18 protein-coding genes are annotated in these 18,297 nt (G+C 73.0%); 2 read left to right on the forward strand and 16 right to left on the reverse strand.

The features are described 5' to 3' along the window. Positions 1–25: 25 nt before the first annotated feature. Positions 26–958 carry an EamA family transporter RarD gene (rarD, locus tag HQM25_RS13175; RefSeq protein ID WP_254359694.1) on the reverse strand — a complete coding sequence of 311 codons (933 nt, stop codon included), beginning with the start codon at positions 956–958 and terminating at the stop codon, positions 26–28. 424 nt (positions 959–1,382) lie between these two features. After that, a complete protein-coding gene (gene groES / locus HQM25_RS13180) occupies positions 1,383–1,679 on the reverse strand; it encodes a co-chaperone GroES (RefSeq protein ID WP_172990654.1) in 297 nt (98 codons plus the stop codon). Between the two features lie 134 nt (positions 1,680–1,813). Between groES and HQM25_RS13185 the strand changes: the two genes are divergently transcribed. Further along, entirely contained in the window at positions 1,814–3,040 is a 1,227-nt protein-coding gene (locus HQM25_RS13185) for a THUMP-like domain-containing protein (RefSeq protein ID WP_172990655.1), read from the forward strand. Positions 3,041–3,331: 291 nt separating this feature from the next. Here HQM25_RS13185 and HQM25_RS13190 read toward each other — a convergent pair whose 3' ends face one another. The 9 genes from HQM25_RS13190 to coaA form a co-directional block, all read right to left on the reverse strand. Further along, positions 3,332–4,252 carry a hypothetical protein gene (locus HQM25_RS13190; RefSeq protein WP_254359340.1) on the reverse strand — a complete coding sequence of 307 codons (921 nt, stop codon included), beginning with the start codon at positions 4,250–4,252 and terminating at the stop codon, positions 3,332–3,334. 383 nt (positions 4,253–4,635) lie between these two features. Beyond that, positions 4,636–5,745, reverse strand: coding sequence for a tRNA (adenosine(37)-N6)-threonylcarbamoyltransferase complex transferase subunit TsaD (gene tsaD, locus HQM25_RS13195; RefSeq protein WP_438803604.1), 1,110 nt, complete (start codon positions 5,743–5,745; stop codon positions 4,636–4,638). Further along, entirely contained in the window at positions 5,736–6,251 is a 516-nt protein-coding gene (gene rimI, locus HQM25_RS13200) for a ribosomal protein S18-alanine N-acetyltransferase (RefSeq protein WP_172990657.1), read from the reverse strand. Before rimI ends, tsaD begins: the two co-directional genes overlap by 10 nt. Next, entirely contained in the window at positions 6,248–6,910 is a 663-nt protein-coding gene (gene tsaB, locus HQM25_RS13205; RefSeq protein ID WP_172990658.1) for a tRNA (adenosine(37)-N6)-threonylcarbamoyltransferase complex dimerization subunit type 1 TsaB, read from the reverse strand. The genes rimI and tsaB overlap by 4 nt, the downstream gene beginning before the upstream one ends. A 78-nt stretch (positions 6,911–6,988) precedes the next feature. Next, positions 6,989–7,498, reverse strand: coding sequence for a tRNA (adenosine(37)-N6)-threonylcarbamoyltransferase complex ATPase subunit type 1 TsaE (gene tsaE / locus HQM25_RS13210; RefSeq protein ID WP_172990659.1), 510 nt, complete (start codon positions 7,496–7,498; stop codon positions 6,989–6,991). After that, positions 7,498–8,619 carry an alanine racemase gene (gene alr, locus HQM25_RS13215; protein WP_172990660.1) on the reverse strand — a complete coding sequence of 374 codons (1,122 nt, stop codon included), beginning with the start codon at positions 8,617–8,619 and terminating at the stop codon, positions 7,498–7,500. Before alr ends, tsaE begins: the two co-directional genes overlap by 1 nt. Then, a complete protein-coding gene (locus HQM25_RS13220) occupies positions 8,616–9,017 on the reverse strand; it encodes a holo-ACP synthase (protein ID WP_172990661.1) in 402 nt (133 codons plus the stop codon). The genes alr and HQM25_RS13220 overlap by 4 nt, the downstream gene beginning before the upstream one ends. A gap of 153 nt (positions 9,018–9,170) precedes the next feature. Then, the gene (glmS, locus tag HQM25_RS13225; RefSeq protein ID WP_172990662.1) at positions 9,171–11,024 is read right to left on the reverse strand and encodes a glutamine--fructose-6-phosphate transaminase (isomerizing); all 1,854 of its coding nucleotides are present in this window, start codon (positions 11,022–11,024) and stop codon (positions 9,171–9,173) included. A 58-nt stretch (positions 11,025–11,082) separates the two neighbouring features. Continuing rightward, positions 11,083–12,081, reverse strand: coding sequence for a type I pantothenate kinase (coaA, locus tag HQM25_RS13230; protein WP_172990663.1), 999 nt, complete (start codon positions 12,079–12,081; stop codon positions 11,083–11,085). A gap of 118 nt (positions 12,082–12,199) precedes the next feature. On the opposite strand from coaA, the gene HQM25_RS13235 reads away from it, so the two are divergent. Further along, positions 12,200–13,144 (forward strand): Ppx/GppA phosphatase family protein, encoded by a 945-nt coding sequence (locus tag HQM25_RS13235; RefSeq protein ID WP_172990664.1) that lies wholly within the window; start codon positions 12,200–12,202, stop codon positions 13,142–13,144. Between the two features lie 118 nt (positions 13,145–13,262). Here the strand turns inward: HQM25_RS13235 and glmM are convergent, their stop codons facing one another. From glmM to HQM25_RS13260, 5 genes are all read right to left on the reverse strand, one after another. After that, positions 13,263–14,618 (reverse strand): phosphoglucosamine mutase, encoded by a 1,356-nt coding sequence (gene glmM / locus HQM25_RS13240; protein ID WP_172990665.1) that lies wholly within the window; start codon positions 14,616–14,618, stop codon positions 13,263–13,265. Positions 14,619–14,634: 16 nt separating this feature from the next. Beyond that, entirely contained in the window at positions 14,635–15,108 is a 474-nt protein-coding gene (gene rpsI / locus HQM25_RS13245; RefSeq protein ID WP_302182817.1) for a 30S ribosomal protein S9, read from the reverse strand. 26 nt (positions 15,109–15,134) lie between these two features. After that, on the reverse strand, positions 15,135–15,581 hold the full coding sequence (gene rplM, locus HQM25_RS13250; RefSeq protein ID WP_172990666.1) for a 50S ribosomal protein L13: 447 nt from the start codon (positions 15,579–15,581) through the stop codon (positions 15,135–15,137). Between the two features lie 190 nt (positions 15,582–15,771). Continuing rightward, entirely contained in the window at positions 15,772–17,472 is a 1,701-nt protein-coding gene (locus HQM25_RS13255) for a hypothetical protein (RefSeq protein WP_172990667.1), read from the reverse strand. Between the two features lie 74 nt (positions 17,473–17,546). Beyond that, positions 17,547–18,287, reverse strand: a complete 741-nt coding sequence (locus HQM25_RS13260; protein WP_172990668.1) for a glycosyltransferase family 2 protein — start codon at positions 18,285–18,287, stop codon at positions 17,547–17,549. Between the last annotated feature and the right edge of the window lie 10 nt (positions 18,288–18,297).

An 18,297-nucleotide genomic window follows, 5' to 3' on the forward strand; every position in this document is an offset into this window, starting at 1 on the left:
CGCGGCTCGGCGCGGTCGCCCCGCCTCAGCCCGCGGCGCGGACGCGGGCGCGGCGGGCGTGCACCAGCGAGTCGACCGTCAGCACCGTGAGCGACAGCCACACCAGGCTGAAGCCGATCCAGCGTTCGACGGGCATCGGCTCCTGAAGGATCCACGCGCCGATGATGAACTGCATGATCGGCGCCACGAACTGCAGCAGGCCGATGAGCGTGAGCGGCGCACGCCGGGCCCCCGCGGCGAAGAAGAGCAGCGGCGTGGCCGTCATGACGCCGGCCAGCGACAGCAGCACGGCGTGGCCGACGCCGGCGCTGCCCATCGTGAGCCCCGTGGTGACCGCGACGACGACCAGCTGCACGATCGCGATCGGCGTCAGCCAGAGCGACTCCAGCGTGAGGCCGCTGATCGCGTCGACCGACGGGCCGATGCGCTTCTTGACGAGTCCGTAGAGCCCGAACGAGAGGGCGAGCGACACGGCGATCCACGGGAACGAGCCGTAGCCGACGACGATCACCCCGACGGCGATCGCGGCGATGCCGAGGGCCGCCCACTGCGTCGCACGCAGCCGCTCGCGCAGGATCAGCACGCCCAGCAGCACCGTGAACAGCGGATTGATGAAGTAGCCGAGGCTCGTCTCGATCACGTGCCCGGAGAGGGTCGCGATGAGGAACACCTGCCAGTTGACGTAGATGAGCAGGCCGGCCAGCACCGTCCACAGCACCAGGCGCCGATCGCGCAGGATCGCGGCGAGCGCGGGCCACGTGCGGGTGACCGTGAGCAGGATCGCGCAGAACACCAGCGACAGCAGGATGCGCCAGGCCACCACCTCCCACGGACCCGTGGGCGCGAGCAGCACGAAGTACAGCGGCAGGAAGCCCCAGATGAGGTAGGCCGTGAACGCGTACACGCCGCCGAGCGTGTGCTCGCGCGCGGTGTCGGGGGCACGGCCCGGCTCGGGCAGGGCGATCCCCGCGGTGTTGGCGGCGACTTCGCCGAGGTCGGCCTCCCCCGACTGTGCTGCCAACGGGCCGGTGGGGTTCTCGCGCGTCACCGATACAGCCTACGGCGTGGATGCCGCACCCGGCCGGGCCGGTGGGTGAAGCCCCCGCGCCCCGCGCCCCCGCGCCCTGCGCCCCGCGCCCCGCGCCCCGCGCCCGGCGCCCCGCGCCCCCGGCGACGTGAGTCCACATCTCGCTCGTCGAGTCCACACATTCCCGCTCGAACGAGTGTGGACTCGGTGATCCAGATGTGGATTCACCGGCCCAAACAACATCCGGCCCAAACCCCACGTCGAGGAGCGACGCTTCGCAGCCGCCCGGGAACGGCGAAAGGGCCGGATGCCGAAGCATCCGACCCTCCCGCGTGCGCCGAAACGGCGCGAAGATTCAGCGGACGACGACCGCGAGCACGTCGCGAGCCGACAGGACGAGGAACTCGTCACCGCCGAACTTGACCTCGGTGCCACCGTACTTGCTGTAGATGACGCGGTCGCCGACGGCGACGTCGAGCGGGACACGGTTGCCGTTGTCGTCGATGCGGCCGGGGCCCACCGAGACGACCTCGCCCTCCTGGGGCTTCTCCTTGGCGGTGTCGGGGATGACCAGACCGCTGGACGTGGTCTGCTCGGCCTCGACCTGCTTGATGACGATGCGGTCCTCGAGCGGCTTGATGGAAACCGACACGGTCTACCTCTTCTTTCCTTGAGACTGAAGACTCGTTAGCACCCGCACAGTGAGAGTGCTAACGAGCAGTCTAGGCAAGTGCTGGCACTCATGCAACGCGAGTGCCAGCATGTGTCGGGCCGTAGGCTGGCCGAATGGAGATGGCCGAGCTGACCGCGCTGCTCACCCCCGAGGGCCTGCGTCTGCTCGACGACCTCGACCGCGTCGCGTCGTCGGGTGACGTCGCTGCCGCCGTCAGCCGGCTGCGCAAGGCCGGCCACTCCCCCGACCTCGTCTCGGCCGTCGTCGGCCAGGCGCGGCTGCGCGAGCGCGCGGAGGCGAAGTTCGGCACGTTCGCCCAGCGCATGCTGTTCACCCGCGCGGGGCTCGAGCAGTCCACGCGATTGTCGATCGCGGCGCGCCACGCGGCCCGGTTCCGCGACGCCGGCATCGGGCGGGTCGCCGACCTCGGCTGCGGCATCGGCGGCGACGCACTGGGCCTGGCAGGCCTCGGCCTGTCGGTCGACGCCGTCGACGCCGACGAGGTCACCGCCGCGGTGGCGGCCTACAACCTGGCGCCGTTCGGCGATGCGGTCACCGTTCGGCACCTGACAGCGCAGGAATATGTGGATGCCGCGGGCGCGGCATCCACATCTCCCGCCTTCCCACTCGAGGGCGTCTGGCTCGATCCGGCGCGGCGCACCGCGGGGCACGGCGACACCTCGCGCCTGCGCGCCGAGGACTGGTCGCCGCCGCTGGACTGGGCGCTCGCCCTCGCCGCGCGCGTGCCGGCGGGGATCAAGCTCGGGCCGGGGCTGGATCGCGACCTCATCCCCGACGGCGTCGAGGCGCAGTGGGTGAGCGCCGACGGGTCGACGATCGAACTCGTGCTGTGGTCGGGGGTGCTCGCGCGCGAGGGCGTGCGGCGGTCGGCGCTGGTGGTGCGCGGGGAGTCCGCGCACGAGCTGACCGCGCCCGCCGATGCCGACGACGCGCCCGTGCGCGAACTCGGCGCGTTCCTGCACGAGCCCGACGGGGCGGTGATCCGCGCGCGCCTGATCGGCGACGTGGCCCGCTCGCTCGAGGCGGGAATGCTCGACGAGCACATCGCCTACCTCACCTCCGACGCGGCGCTCACCTCGCCGTTCGTGCAGTCGTTCCGCGTGCGCGAGGCGATGCCGCTGAAGCTTCCGACGATCAATGCGGCCCTGCGCGCGGCCGGGATCGGCACGATCGAGATCAAGAAGCGCGGAGTGGACATCGACCCGGCGGCCTTCCGGCGCAAGCTCGTGCTGCGTGGCGACGCGGCTGCCACCCTCATCCTCACGCGGATCGGCTCGACCCGCCTCGCCGTGCTCGCCGACCGCGTCTTCGCCGGCTGACACGCGCGGGCGGGCGCGCGGGCGGGCGGGCGGGCGGGCGCGCGGGCGGGCGGGCGCGCGGGCGCGCGGGCGCGCGGGCGGGCGCGCGGGCGCGCGGGCGGGCGGGCGGGCGCGCGGGCGGGCGCGGCATCCACCCCCCTTCCGGAAACCGGACAGCCGCCGTGTTTCCGGATCTGATCGGCCTCGGACTCCGGAAAGCCTGCGGGGGTCCGGTTTCCGGATCGGCAGTGGTGCGTCGGACGGTCAGGCGGCGGTCAGGCGGGCGTGGCCCGGTGGCGGTGCCGCGGGGGCTCAGCCGAGGCCGAGCGTGGTGGGAACGTCGATGAGGTTCGCCATGTACGCGGCGAAGACCAGCCAGCCGGCGCTGTACAGCACCGACACCGCGCCGATCACGATCGCCCACACCGCGACCGTGCGACTCTCGAGCGGGCGCCGCACCGCCACGATGCCCGTGATCATCCCGGCCAGGCCGATCGGGAACCCCCAGCCCACGAACATCGACACCACGAGCCCGATCGCCGAGAACACCAGCGCCCACACGGCGACTCCCCGCTGCGGACCCCCGTGAGGGATGCCGGCCCCCGCCGGCTCCCACTCGACATCGGCGTCGGGGTCGGCCGGCCCCGAGGTGACCGTGACCGGAACCGGCGCCGTCGGAAGGCGGGAGAAGCCGCCGCGATGCTCGCCCGGAAGGCGGGATGCCTCCCCCACCACCCCGATGTCGGACGACGCCTGCACGACCTGCGGTGGCGGCAGGCTGCCGCTCGACGCCGGGATCGGCATGCCCGGCGCGGCGAACGCCGCCGCCGGGATCGGCCCGGTCGTCGCGGGCGGGGCGGGCGGGGCGGGTGGGGCGGGTGCGGGTGGCGGGCCCGCGGGTGCCGCGGCAGCCGGCGGCGGCACGGGCGGGGCCGGCGCAGCAGCGGCGGGTGCGGCGGGTGCGGCGGGTGCGGCGGGTGCGGCATCCTCCCTGGCTGCCAGGGTCGCGACAGGCTCGGTCGGCGTGGGCTCCACCACGTCGGTGCCCGTCGACCAGGACCCGGTCTCCACGAGTGCGGCCGTGTCGTCGTCGGGCGCCGCGGCACGCGCCGCGCGCGCCGGGGCACGGAAGATCGGGGGCGCGGGCTCGGGCTCGTCGGCGGCGGGCCGCGCCGCCCCGTCGGCGGCAGACCGCCTGGGCTCGTCGGCGGCAGACCGCGCCCCCTCAGCCACCTCGCGCGCGCCGGAAGCGCCGGCACCACCCTGCGCCGCTCCTGAACCGCCGCCTACCCCAGGCGCGCTTCCCGCCTCACCGCCGACCCCGGGCCGCGCCTCGGACTCACCGCCTACCCCAGGCCGCGCCTCGGACTCACCGCCTACCCCAGGCCGCGCCTCGGACTCACCGCCTACCCCAGGCCGCGCCTCGGACTCACCGCCTACCCCAGGCCGCGCCTCGGACTCACCGCCGGCCCCCGCACGCACTCGGGACTCACCACCGACCTCGGGCGCCCCCGCCTCACCGGCAGCCTCAGGCACCAGCCCCGACTCACCCCCGGCCCCGGCCCCCGCCTCCGCCGGCGTCTCGCCCGGGCGGGGGTCGCCCTCGCGGATGTCGGTCACGCGACGCGCTCCGCGGCGGGCGCCACCTGGATCTCGGTCACCGGCAGCGTGGAGTCCGCGCCGAACTCCAGCGTCGAGGGCTCGCGGCCCGACATGATCAGCTCGGCGGCGAGCGCCGCGATCATCGCACCGTTGTCGGTGCACAGCGACAGCGGCGGGATCCGCACGGTCACGCCCGCGTCTGCGGCCCGCGCGAGCGTCACCTCGCGCAGGCGTCGATTCGCGATGACGCCGCCGCCCAGCAGCAGGCGGGGCACGTCATGGTCGGCGCACGCGGCGAGCGCCTTGGTGACGAGCACGTCGACGACCGCCTCGCGGAAGCTCGCGGCGACATTGTCGATCGGCACGGTCTCGCCGGCGGCCTCGCGCTGCTCGATCCAGCGCGCGACGGCGGTCTTCAGCCCCGAGAACGAGAAGTCGTAGCGGTGCTTCGCCATGTCGCTGGCCCGCGAGAGTCCGCGCGGGAACGCGATCGCCTTCGGGTCGCCGGTGGCGGCGGCCTTGTCGATCTGCGGCCCGCCCGGATACGGCAGGCCGAGGATGCGCGCGATCTTGTCGAACGCCTCGCCGGCCGCGTCGTCCATCGTCTCGCCGAGGAGCTCGACGTCGGTGGTGAGGTCGCGCACGAGCAGGAGCGATGTGTGTCCGCCCGAGACGAGCAGGGCGACCGTGGGGTACTCCAGCGGCGGGGCATCCGCGTCGAGGATGTCGGCGGCGATGTGCCCGACGAGGTGGTTCACCGCGTACAGCGGCTTGCCGAGCGACACGGCGAGCGCCTTCGCGGCGCCGACACCCACCATGAGCGCCCCGGCGAGCCCCGGTCCGCTCGTGACCGCGACCGCGTCGAGGTCGGCGAGCGCCAGCGGCCCTTCCCGCCCGAGCGCCGCACCGGCCTCGGCGAGCGCGGCCTCGATCGAGGGCTGGAGGGCCTCCAGGTGGGCGCGCGCGGCGACCTCGGGCACGACGCCGCCGTAGCGGGAGTGCTCGTCCATCGAGGAGGCGATCGTGTTCGACAGCAGGGTGCGCCCGCGCACGATGCCGATGCCGGTCTCGTCGCAGCTGGTCTCGATGCCGAGCACCAGGGGTTCGTCGCGGTTCACGTGCACGCTCCGGCGTCGTCGGGGGCGGGGGCGGTCAGCGCCGTGTCGGAGCGGTGCGCCGCCCACCCGCGCAGGTCGAGCTTCATGACGACGGCGTCGACGTCGTCGGGCTGGTAGTAGCGGGGCCGGCGGCCGATCTCGAGAAACCCCTCCGACACGTACAGCGCCTGGGCGACGGGGTTGTCGGCGCGCACCTCGAGGAACACCTCGTGGATGCCGCGCCCCTCCGCCTCGTGCAGCAGGGCCCGCAGCAGGGCGCGTCCGCGGCCCCGACCGCGGGCGGCGTCGGCGATCGTGATGGTCTGCACGTCGGCATCCCGAGCCCCGGCGACCGCGCGCAGGCCCGCATAGCCGACGAGGGCGCCGGCCTCCTCGTCGACGACGTACCAGCCGTGCGGCGAGGCGATCTCGGCGCTCATCATCGCGTCGGACCACGCGTCGGTCGGGAACGAGGTGCGCTCGAGCCTCATGATCGCGGCGAGGTCGTCGGCGGTCGCGGCGCGCAGGCTCATGCGCCCACCTTCTTCGGCGCCCCCGGCAGTGTGACGTCCGGCGAGCGCAGGTAGAGCGCATCGGCGGGGCCGATCTCGCGGCCGGCGGCGACCGCGCGGGCCGCGACGAGGGCGAGCATCGCCGCCGAGACGTGATCGGCGTCGCGACGGAGGATGCCGCCCGCGGCGAGCACCCCGTCGAGGTCGTCGCGCAGGACAAGCGCGGGCTCGGCGATGCGCACCGGAAGTCCGTCGTCGTCGAGGCCCCGGTACACCGTGTACGCGAACTCTCGGCGGCGGGCATCGGTGGCGATGGCGAACGGCTCGTCGTCGTGCGAGTCCTCGTAGCCGCCGGTGAGCGCATCGTGCAGCAGCAGTTCGATCGCCGCGGCGTCGTGGCTCGTCACCGGCACGAGCGGGATGCCGCGCCCCAGCGCGAACGCGCGCGCGGCGGCGATGCCGACCCGGAGCCCCGTGAACGGTCCCGGCCCCATCCCGGCGGCGACATGCGTCAGGGCGTCGGGGGTGATGGATGCCTCGGCCAGCGCCGTCTCGATGAGGGTGCCGATCACCTCGGCGTGCCCCCGGGGGTCGGCGCTGGCGACCTGCGAGCGCACGACGCCGTCGGGCTCCACCACCGCGACGGCGGTGCCGAGGGACGTGTCGATGCCGAGGATCACGAGTTCCAGGGTAGTAGCAGGGGCGTGGCAGGTGCTCGCCGTCGAAGCCCGCCCGTCCGGGACGGCGCCCGCCGGGAGCTACGGCCGCCGGGAGATGGTCACCAGGCGCGGGGCGTCGGCGTCGAGCTCGGCCTCGTGGGCGGTCGTGCCGCAGGCGTCGTCGACGCCGCGGCCGTGCCATTCGCGCTCGAGCTCGATCTCCCACCAGCTGTCCCGCAGACCGTCGATCATGTCGCGGCCCCACTCCACGATCACCGCCGACGCCTCCACGTCGATGTCGAGGTCGTCGAGCTCCGCGGGTGAGCCGAGTCGGTACGCGTCGACGTGCACGAGGGGCGTGCCGCCCACGAGCGACGGGTGGGTGCGGGCCAGTACGAAGGTCGGGCTCTGGATGGGTCCGCGCACACCGAGGCCCGCCCCGATCCCGCGGGTGAGGGTGGTCTTCCCGGCCCCGAGGGGACCGGTCAGCACGACGAGGTCGCCGGGGCGCAGCATCCGCCCGATCTGCTCGCCGAGCGCCTCCATGCCCTCGGGCGTGGTGATCTCGCGCTGCCCGAGGAGGTCGTCGAGGGTCCCACCGGCCGTCATCACGGCACCTCCCGTCGCGGCACGCGCGCGCCGATGCGCGTCACGATCTCGTAGTTGATGGTGCCCGCGGCATCCCCCCAGTCCGACGCGGACGGCACCCCCAGCGTCGGGTCGCCGAACAGCACGACCTCGTCGCCGACCTGCACGGGGGCGTCGCCGACGTCGACGACGAACTGGTCCATCGCGACGCGGCCGGCCACGCGAAAGCCCGCGCCGGCGATCGAAACGGGGCCGACGTTCGACGCGTGCCGCGGCACGCCGTCGGCGTAGCCGAGCGGCACGAGGGCGAGAGTGGTCTCGCGCGGGGTGCGGAAGGAGTAGCCGTACGACACGCCCTGACCGGCCGGCACCCGCCGCACCGCGGCGACGGCCGCGCGCAGCGTCATCGCGGGGCGCAGCCCCAGGTCGGCCGAGGTGCGGTCGTCGAAGGGCGAGAGGCCGTAGATGCCGATGCCGATCCGCACGCACCCGCGCCGCGACTCGGGCAGGGCGATGGCCGCGTGAGTCGCGGCGATGTGCGTGAGGGGCGGACGAAGGCCCAGGGATGCCGCGATCTCGACGCTCTTGTCGAACACGGCGATCGCGGCCCGGTCGTCGTCGGCGGTCGTGTTGGAGAGGTGGCTGAAGAGGGCGACGACCCGCAGCCGCCCGATGCGCTCGAGCCGCGCGGCCTCGGCGAACACGAGGCGCTGGTCCTCGGGCGCGACCCCGTTGCGCCCGAGCCCGGTCTCGAGCTTCAGGTGCACGTGTGCGGGACGATCGCCGCTGCTCGCGGCGGCGGCGCGCTGCAGCTGCTCGAAGCTGGAGATGCCGAGCTCGATGCGCTGGGCGACGGCCTCGTCGAACGACGACCCGGGCGCGTGCAGCCACGCCACGATCGGCGCGCGGATGCCGGCCCGCCGCAGCGCCAGCGCCTCGCCGATGTCGGCGACGCCGAGCCTGCTCGCACCGCCGGCGAGGGCGGCGCGCGCGGCGCGTTCGGCGCCGTGGCCGTAGCCGTCGGCCTTGACGACGGCGATGACCTCCGACTCGGTGAGGCGGCGCAGGTGCCGCACGTTGTCGGCGATCGCGTCGACGTCGATGGTCGCCTCGCGCATGACCCCCGCCGGAAGCCTGCTCATGCGGGCCCTCCCCCTTCGTGCGACCCGGCGGCCGCGGCCGGCGCCGGTGCGGATTCGGCGACGACGTACGCGGTCGCGAATCCGCCGTCGTGCGACATCGACAGGTGCAGGGTCGTGATCCCCCGCGCCGCGACGACGTCGGCCGTCGACCCGGTGAGGGTGAACCACGGACGCCCCGAGGGCTCGGGCGTGATCTCGATCTCGGTCCAATGCACGCCGTCGGAGCCGCCGAGGGCCTTGATGAGCGCCTCCTTCGCGGCGTACCGCGCCGCGAGCGAGCGCGGCTTGAGGGCGCGCTCCGCCTCGGAGAACAGGCGCTCGGCGAGCCGCGGGGTGCGTTCGAGCGTGCGCTCGAACCGCGCGATGTCGACGAGGTCGACGCCGATCCCGACGATCACTGCTCCTCCTTGGATGCCGCGCGCGCGGCATCCGTCACCTTATCGCCTCCCCCATTCCGCGAGAGTGCATCTCCCGGACGAAGCGGCAGCGAACCGACCGCACCCTCGGCGTGCAGATGCACTCCCGGCGACGGACGGAACCGCGGCGGGGGGCTACTCGACCGTGACGGACTTCGCGAGGTTGCGGGGCTGGTCGACGTCCAGGCCCTTGGCGGTCGCGAGGCCCATCGCGAAGATGTGCAGCGGCACCACGGCCAGGAGCGGCTCGAAGAGGGGCCCGGCCAGGGGGATGTGCAGCACCTCGTCGGCGAAGGGCAGCACCGCGGCATCCCCTTCCTCGGCGACGACGATCACGCGGGCGCCACGGGCGCGGATCTCCTGGATGTTCGACACGACCTTCTTGTGCAGCTCGGCCGACTCGCGCGGCGAGGGGACGATCACGAACACCGGCTGGCCCGGCTCGATCAGGGCGATCGGGCCGTGCTTGAGCTCGCCGGCGGCGAAGCCCTCGGCGTGGATGTAGGAGATCTCCTTGAGCTTGAGCGCGCCCTCGAGCGCGATCGGGTAGCCCACGTGGCGGCCGAGGAACAGCACCGAGCGGGTGTCGGCCATCCAGTGCGCGAACTGCTCGATGCGCGACTGCTCGCGCTCGAGGATCTGCGCGATCTTTCCGGGCACGCTCTCCAGTTCGACGACGCTGTGGGCGACCTCGGCCTCGGTGAGCGCGCCGCGCACCTGGCCGATGTGCAGGGCCAGGAGGTACAGGGCGGTGATCTGCGCGACGAACGCCTTCGTCGAGGCGACGGCGACCTCGGGGCCGGCGTGCGTGTAGACGATCGCGTCGGACTCGCGCGGGATCGTCGCACCCTGCGTGTTGCAGATCGAGACGGTCTTCGCGCCGCGCTCGCGCGCGTACTTGACGGCCATGAGGGTGTCCATGGTCTCGCCGGACTGGCTGATCGACACCACGAGCGTGCCGGGGCCGATCACCGGGTCGCGGTAGCGGAACTCGTGGGCGAGCTCCACATCGACCGGCACGCGCGCCCACTGCTCGAGGGCGTACTTGCCGACCATGCCCGCGTAGGCGGCGGTGCCGCAGGCGATGACGATGATGCGGTCGATGCCCGCGAACAGCTCGTCGAGACCGTCGAGCTCGGGGATGGCGACCGCGCCGTCCTTGATGCGGCCGCGGATCGTGTTCGCGACGGCCTCGGGCTCCTCGGAGACCTCCTTGGCCATGAACGACGACCAGCCGCCCTTGTCGGCGGCCGCGGCATCCCACAGCACCTCGAAGGGCTCGACCTCGACGGAGACGCCGTCGAAGTCGGTGACCTCGACGCCGGCGGGAGTGATGGCGACGATCTGGTCCTGGCCGATCGCGAGGGCCTTGCGGGTGTGCTCGACGAAGGCGGCGACGTCGGAGGCGAGGAAGTTCTCCCCCTCGCCCAGGCCGATCACCAGCGGCGAGTTGCGGCGGGCGCCGACGACGAGACCCGGCTGATCGCGGTGCATCGCGAGCAGCGTGAACGCGCCCTCCAGGCGCGAGACGACCGCGCGGAACGCGGCGGTCAGGTCGCCGCCGTGCGCGTTGTACTCACGACCCAGGAGCACGGCCGCGACCTCGGTGTCGGTCTCCGACTGGAAGGTGAAGCCGCCGGCGAGCAGCTCGTCCTTGATGTCGGCGAAGTTCTCGATGATGCCGTTGTGGATGACGGCGAGCTTGTCGTCGTCGGCCAGGTGCGGGTGCGCGTTCGCGTCGGTCGGGCCGCCGTGGGTCGCCCAGCGCGTGTGGCCGATGCCGGTGGTGCCGTCGTTCATGGGGTGCGACGTGAGGTCGTCGCGGAGGATGCCGAGCTTGCCCGCGCGCTTGCGCATGCCCAGGTCGCCCTCGGCGTCAATGACGGCGATGCCCGCCGAGTCGTAGCCGCGGTACTCGAGGCGCGAAAGACCCGAGATGAGGATGGCCTGGCTCTCACGCGGGCCCACGTATCCGACGATTCCACACATGGGGTCAATCGTAAGCGGCCGGGTATGAGAGGGGTCTGAACGAATTGAAAAAGCCTGGTCAGAGCTTGCGCAGCAGCACGCGCTCGACCGTGTGGTTCGCCGCCTTCTCCAGGATGAGCGAGGCGCGGTGCTTGGTGGGCAGCACGTTCTCCTCGAGGTTCGGCAGGTTGATCTCGTTCCAGAAGCCGAGCGCCCGCTCGACGGCCTCCTCGTCGGAGAGGTGCGCGAACACGTTGAAGTACGAGTTCGGGTTCGCGAACGCGCCCGTCTTCAGCGCCATGAAGCGATCGACGTACCACTGCGTGATGTGGCCGGCATCGGCATCCACATAGATGGAGAAGTCGAACAGGTCGCTCACCGCGACGTCGTTGGGCGTGGGGGGCGGCTGCAGCACGTTGAGGCCCTCGACGATGACGACGTCGGGGCGGCGCACGGTGACGACCGCGTCGGGCACGATGTCGTAGCGCATGTGCGAGTAGAACGGGGCCCGCACCTCGGGGGCGCCCGACTTCACCTCGGTGAGGAACGACACGAGCGCGCGCCGGTCGTACGACTCGGGGAAGCCCTTGCGGGTCATGAGCCCGCGGCGCTCGAGTTCGGCGTTCGGATACAGGAACCCGTCGGTGGTGACCAGTTCGACGCGCGGGGTTCCGGGCCAGCGGCTCATGAGCTCGCGCAGCAGGCGCGCGATCGTCGACTTGCCGACCGCGACCGACCCCGCGACGCCCACGATGAACGGCGTCGTCGTGTCGGGCTCGCCGAGGAAGTCGCTCGTGTCGGCGCCCAGGCGCTTGGTCGACTCCGCGTACAGCGACAGCAGGCGCGACAGGGGCAGGTACACCTGCGCGACCTCGTCGATGTCGAGGCGGTCGCCGAGCCCGCGGATCTGCACGATCTCGGTCTCGGTGAGCGGCTGCGGATTGCCCGAGGCCAGTCGCGCCCATTCGCGCCGCGGGATCTCCCGGTACAGCGAGAGGGCGGGATCAACAGGGGCATCACCGGCGACCGTCGTGCTCGGGGGCGCGGCGGCGCTGCGGGTCGCTTCTTCGGCGGACATCGCGCCCATGCTACGGGATGCCCCGCGCGCGTTCGGCCCCGCTGCGCTGGGCTGTGGACTGGGGATGCCGCACCCGGCCGCCCCCGCGGCATCCCCTCTCAGCGCTAGTGTGTGAGCCGTGCGCCTTGGGGTCCTCGACATCGGCTCGAACACCGTCCACCTGCTCATCGCGAATGTGCGCCCGGGCGGGAGGCCGCTCGCCGCGACCAGCCAGCGCACCGTGCTGCGGCTCATGCGGTATCTCGGGCCGGACGGCGAGATCACCGAGGAGGGCGTGCGCGCTCTCGTCGATGCCGTGACCCAGGCCCGCGCGACCGCGAAGGCCGAAGGCGTCGACGAGCTTCTCGCCACGGCGACGAGCGCCGTGCGCGAGGCCGCGAACGGCGCGGCGGTGATCGCGCGCATCGAAGAGGCGCTCGGTCAGCCGCTGCAGGTGCTGGGCGGTGAGACCGAGGCGCGGTACACGTTCCTCGCGGTGCGGCGCTGGTTCGGGTGGTCGGCGGGGCAGATCCTGCTGTTCGACATCGGCGGCGGGTCGCTGGAAATCGCCGCGGGAGCGGACGAGCTGCCGGATGCCGCGGAGTCGGTGCAGCTGGGCGCCGGCCGCATGACCGTGCAGTTCCTGCCGCACGATCCGCCCGGCGAAGACGAGATCCGGGCCCTCCGCGACCACGCGATGGAGCTGCTGCGGCCGGTCGCCGAGCGCTTCGAGTCGCAGCCTCGTCCCGACCACGTCGTGGGCTCGTCGAAGGCGATCCGCTCGCTCGCGAAGCTCGCGGGGTATCCGGTGCCCGGCTGGTCGGGCATCGAGCGGATGGTGCTGCCGCGTCGCGAGCTGAAGGCCTGGATTCCGCGCCTGGCCCGGATCCCCGCGTCGGCGCGCCAGGAGCTTCCGGGCATCACCGCCGACCGCACGTTCCAGATCGTCGCCGGCGCGGTCGTGCTCGAACGCGCGATGAAGGCGATGGATGTCGAGGAGCTCGAAGTCTCCCCCTGGGCGCTGCGCGAGGGCGTGCTGCTGCGCTACATCGAGTCCCTCCAGTGGAGCGCGCCCGGCGCCTGACCCCGGCCCCCGCCCCCAAAAACGCCGAGAGTGCACCTGGCGGACGAAGGCGCGGTCTGGTGACTGCGCGCTCGTCCGCCAGATGCACTCTCGCGGGAAGGGGTGGGAAGGGGTGGCGCTACAGCGCGAGTTGCGAGGCCACGACGCCGGCGAGGCGGTCGGCGTGCTCCCGCGCGGTCTCGGCCGACGCGGCCTCGACCATCACGCGCACGAGCGCCTCGGTGCCAGACGCGCGCAGCAGCACGCGGCCGGTGTCGCCGAGCGTCGCCTCCGACTCCGCCACCGCGGCGGCCACGACCGGATCGGCCACCCGCGAGCGGTCGACGTCCTTCACGTTCACGAGCACCTGCGGGTACACCGTCATGATGGATGCCAGCTCGGCGAGCGTCTTGCCCGTGCGGGCCATCTCGGCCACCAGGTGCAGTCCCGTGAGCAGGCCGTCGCCGGTGGTCGCGTACTGGCTCATGATGACGTGTCCGGACTGCTCGCCACCGAGCGAGAAGCCGCCCTGGTTCATGCGCTCCAGCACATAGCGGTCGCCGACCGCGGTCTGCTCGACGCGGATGCCGTGCGCGTCCATCGCGCGGTGCAGCCCGAGGTTGCTCATCACGGTGGCGACCAGGGTGTCGTCGGCGAGCTCGCCGCGCTCCTTCATCGCCACGGCGAGGATCGCCATGATCTGGTCGCCGTCGACCACGTTGCCCTGCGCGTCGACCGCGAGGCACCGGTCGGCGTCGCCATCGTGGGCGATGCCCACATCGGCGCCGTGGGCGCGCACCGCGTCGGCGAGCTTGTCGAGGTGGGTCGAGCCGACGCCGTCGTTGATGTTGATGCCGTCGGGGTCGGCGCCGATCACGGTGACGCGGGCGCCGGCGTCCTTGAACGTCTCGGGCGAGACTCCGGATGCCGCGCCGTGCGCGCAGTCGAGCACGACGTGGATGCCCTCGAGCTGGTGCGGGAGGGAGGCGAGCAGGTGCACGACGTAGCGGTCTTCGGCGTCGGCGAAGCGGCGGATGCGTCCCACATCGGCACCGGTCGGCTGCAGCTTCGGACCCGCCATGGCGTGCTCGATGCGCTGCTCGACGATGTCGGGCAGCTTCACGCCGCCGCGGGCGAAGATCTTGATGCCGTTGTCGGGGGCCGGGTTGTGCGAGGCCGACACCATCACGCCGAAGTCGGCGTCGATGTCGGCGATCAGGAACGCGGTCGCGGGCGTGGGCAGCACGCCGGCGTCGAACACGTCGACGCCCGACGAGGCCAGGCCCGCCTCGACGGCGGCCGAGAGGAACTCGCCCGACACGCGCGGGTCGCGCGCGACGACGGCGGTGAGACGCTTGCCGGCGGCGCGGCGCGCCTCGGCAGAACGGCCCTGGCCCAGGACGACAGCGGTCGCCTGGGCCAGGGTGAGCGCGAGATCGGCGGTGAGGGGGCCGTTGGCCAGCCCCCTCACCCCGTCCGTGCCAAAGAGCGGCATACGGAAGGTGAGCCGATCAGCGCTTCGAGTACTGAGGCGCCTTGCGGGCCTTCTTGAGACCAGCCTTCTTGCGCTCCTTCACGCGAGCGTCGCGCGAGAGGAAGCCGGCCTTCTTGAGGGTCGGGCGGTTGTGCTCGGCGTCGATCTCGTTGAGCGCGCGGGCGATGCCCAGGCGCAGCGCGCCGGCCTGACCCGAGGGGCCACCACCGTGGATGCGCGCGATGACGTCGTACGCACCGGTGAGGTTGAGCACCGTGAAGGGGTCGGTCACCAGCTGCTGGTGGAGCTTGTTCGGGAAGTAGTCCTCGAACGTGCGGCCGTTGATGGTGATGGTGCCCGAGCCGGGGACGAGGCGCACGCGAGCGATGGCCTGCTTGCGACGGCCGACAGCGGCGCCGGGAACCGAGAGCACGGGGCGCTCGGTCGCGACGGCGGTCTGGTCGACGGGGGTCTCGGTGGAGTAGTTCTGCGGGGTGTCGGTGTTCGCCACGAGTGTGTCCTTGTTCTCTTCGGCGCTTACTGGGCGACCTGGTCGAGGGTGTACGTCTTGGGCTGCTGAGCGGCGTGCGGGTGCTCGGCGCCACGGTAGACCTTCAGCTTCGAGAGCTGCTGGCGGCCCAGGGTGTTCTTGGGGAGCATGCCGCGCACGGCCTTCTCCACCGCGCGAACGGGGTTCTTCTCGAGGAGCTCCGAGTAGGTGACAGCCTTGAGGCCGCCCGGGTAGCCCGAGTGACGGTAGGCCTTCTTCTGCTCGAGCTTCTGGCCGGTCAGGGCGACCTTCTCGGCGTTGATGATGACGACGAAGTCGCCGGTGTCGACGTGGTTGGCGAACGTCGGCTTGTGCTTGCCGCGGAGGAGGGCGGCGGCGTGCGAGGCGAGGCGTCCGAGGACGACGTCGGTCGCGTCGATGACCAGCCACTCGCGCTGGGTCTCGCCAGCCTTGGGGGTGTAAGTGCGCGTCACAGTAGTGCTGCTTTCTTGATTCGAACGGAGAGGTTCGTGAATCCCACTCCGGGGTGGTTCGCACTCGTGAGACGAGAGGAACACGCCGATGGAGGGCTCACGTTCGTCGGGCCGGTTCAGCAGAGCCGGACACCAAAGATCAAGCTTACGCCAGATGGATGCCAGAGCCAAACCGACCGCCGGCCCGCACTCACGGGGCCGGGCACACGACGTACGCCCCGACGCGGGCCAGTTCTTCGCAGGGCCGGGGCGGCTCGCCGGTCCACAGGCGCGGCCATTCCGCGACGGCGGGTCCGGCATCCACCAATCCCACGTGCTTGCCGGCGAGGAACGCGATGCTCACCCCGACCCCCCATTGCACGGCGAGCCCGTCCGACGCGGCCACCTCCGGCACGGAACTCACGCGCGCCGCGACGCGCTGCTGGTCCCACAGCTTCACGGGGAACGGCGTGCCCACGATCGCGTGCAGCGTCACGCTCGCGGCGAGCGCGAGCACGATCCCGCCGAGCGCCGCCTGCGCGACCGCGGCGACCGATGCGGCCAGCACGCCGCGTCCGCGGGCGCGGGCCAGCGGCCGGGATGCCGCGGCCGAGCGCGCGACGCCCCGCCAGCCGAACCACGCGACGGCGACGACCATGCCCGCGAACGCGAACATGCCGGGCGACGGATGCCGGATCCACACCGGGGTGTGCGACGACGCGATCCACCACAGCGGGTAGGCGGCGAGGCCCGTGAGGCCCAGCACCCCGACCAGCACGACGTCGCGCACCGGCCACTCCCCCGCCTGCGCCGGTCCTTCGTCTCGCTGCGCTCGCTCACGGGCCCGGCGCTCGTCGCCCGACCCCGGCCCCCGGCGCTCACCCGAGACCGGTCCCTGAGCGAGGGAGCGCAGCGACCCAGACGAAGGGCGCCCCGCCGACGCGGGCGGCGCGGTCGCGGCATCCACCTCTGTGCGCACCTCGCCCCTCGCGCGCGCGGCCGCCACCACGAACGCCGCGACGACGCCGGCGAGCACGATCGCCGCCAGCACGATCGCCGCCCACGCGGGCACGAACCAGGCGTCGGCGAGCGCGGCGAGCTTGCCGCCGGGGTTCGGCGGGGCGGGCGCCTGGCCGCCCGAGAGCACGAAGTCGCGGAACGCGCGCGTGCTGTCGATGTAGGCGGGCCCGCCGAGCGTGAGGAGCTTCGCCCCCTCGAAGAGCGCGGTCGGCACGATCGCCAGGGCTGCGGCCGGCAGCACCCGCAGGATCCGCTGCCAGATCGACGCGCCGGCGACGGCGAAGAAGACGTACAGCACGAGCGCGGGGATCGCGAGCAGGGCGATGAACTTCGCCTGCACGGCGAGGCCGAGAAGCAGCCCGCCCAGCCACGGCCGCCGGCGCGCGGCCACCGCCGCCCACACGATGAGCGCCGCCGCGGGGATCTCGCCGAGCACGTCGGCGGGGCCCTGCACCGGGGAGGGCAGCCCGTTCGCGTTGACGGCGAGCGGGGTGGATGCCGCCACCAGCCCGCCCCAGGGGCCTGCCACGCCGCGCCCGATGATCCACAGGCCCGCGACCAGGGCGATCCAGAACAGCACCGCGATCGCGCGGCCGCCGTAGACGGGATCGATGCCGATCGCAAGGAGTCCGGCGATCGGCAGCAGCAGCGCGGGCCCCGTCGAGATGCGCACGTCGAAGGGCGTGATGGTCGAGCCCGAGAGCGTGCCGTCGCTGGAGTATCCGAGCCCGGCGACGAGGTTGCGGGGCACGGTGAGGTTGAAGGCTTCGTCCTCCCACAGGCGCGCCTGCCCGTAGCTGGAGACCAGCACGAACACGGTCGCCGCCGCGACCCCCGCCGCGGCGAGCAGGAACAGCGTTCGCTGTACGGTGCTGCGCGGCATCCAGGTCATCGGTCTCGGCTCGGGATCAGCGGGCTCGGGGTCATCTGGGCGCGGGTCATCGGGCGCGGGTCATCGGGCGCGGGTCATCCGGCCCGGCCGGGCGACAGCGACACGCGCCAGAGTTCGACGGCGGCGTCGCGCACGAAGCGGCGCAGGCGCGCCGGCGGAAGCTTCGGACGTGCGGGCGTGGCGCCCCACATCGTGCCGTTCGCGTCGCCGCCGCGGCGCGGGAGGCTGCGCACCGACACGTAGCGCACTCCGTAGCCGCGGCGCACCTCCAGCAGCGAGAAGTGCACGTGCGGGATGATCGCCTCGGCGGGGATCTGCGCGAGCAGCTCCCGCACGACGGCGGGGCGGTACGCACGCAGGGGCGTGTTGACGTCGGGCACCTGGCGTCCCGCGGCGAGCGCGATCGTCGCGGCGGTGAACGCCGTGATCGCGCGGCGGAACCACGGGTCGCTGCGCTCGCGCCGCACCCCGTGCACGACGTCGGCGCCCAGGCGGTGCAGGGCCGCCGCGACGCGGGCGATGTCGGCGCCGAGGAACTGTCCGTCGCCGTCGACGTGCACGATCACCTCGGGATCGAGGTCGAGCCCCGCGCGGTACGCGGCGAGCGCCGTGGGGCCGTGGCCCCGGTTGACGGGTGCGTGGATCACGTGCAGTTCGCTGTCTGCGTCGGCCCAGTCGTCGAGGACTTCGGCCGTGGCATCGGTCGAGGTGTCGTCGACCACGACGATGCTCAACGTGTCGCAGATCGGATGGAGGTGCTCCGCGATCTCATCCAGGAACCCGGCGATCCCCTCCGCTTCATTGTGCGCAGGCATGACCACCGCG

It is taken from the genome of Microbacterium hominis (assembly GCF_013282805.1).
Lineage (GTDB): Bacteria > Actinomycetota > Actinomycetes > Actinomycetales > Microbacteriaceae > Microbacterium > Microbacterium hominis_B.

Coding starts and splice junctions, on each gene's coding strand:
- HQM25_RS13185 (WP_172990655.1), top strand. CDS start 1,814: ATGGAGATGGCCGAGCTGACCGCGCTGCTCACCCCCGAGGGCCTGCGT.
- rimI (WP_172990657.1), bottom strand. CDS start 6,251: ATGAGCCTGCGCGCCGCGACCGCCGACGACCTCGCCGCGATCATGAGG.
- tsaE (WP_172990659.1), bottom strand. CDS start 7,498: ATGACGGCCGGTGGGACCCTCGACGACCTCCTCGGGCAGCGCGAGATC.
- alr (WP_172990660.1), bottom strand. CDS start 8,619: ATGAGCAGGCTTCCGGCGGGGGTCATGCGCGAGGCGACCATCGACGTC.
- glmS (WP_172990662.1), bottom strand. CDS start 11,024: ATGTGTGGAATCGTCGGATACGTGGGCCCGCGTGAGAGCCAGGCCATC.
- coaA (WP_172990663.1), bottom strand. CDS start 12,081: ATGTCCGCCGAAGAAGCGACCCGCAGCGCCGCCGCGCCCCCGAGCACG.
- glmM (WP_172990665.1), bottom strand. CDS start 14,618: ATGCCGCTCTTTGGCACGGACGGGGTGAGGGGGCTGGCCAACGGCCCC.
- HQM25_RS13255 (WP_172990667.1), bottom strand. CDS start 17,472: ATGACCTGGATGCCGCGCAGCACCGTACAGCGAACGCTGTTCCTGCTC.
- HQM25_RS13260 (WP_172990668.1), bottom strand. CDS start 18,287: ATGCCTGCGCACAATGAAGCGGAGGGGATCGCCGGGTTCCTGGATGAG.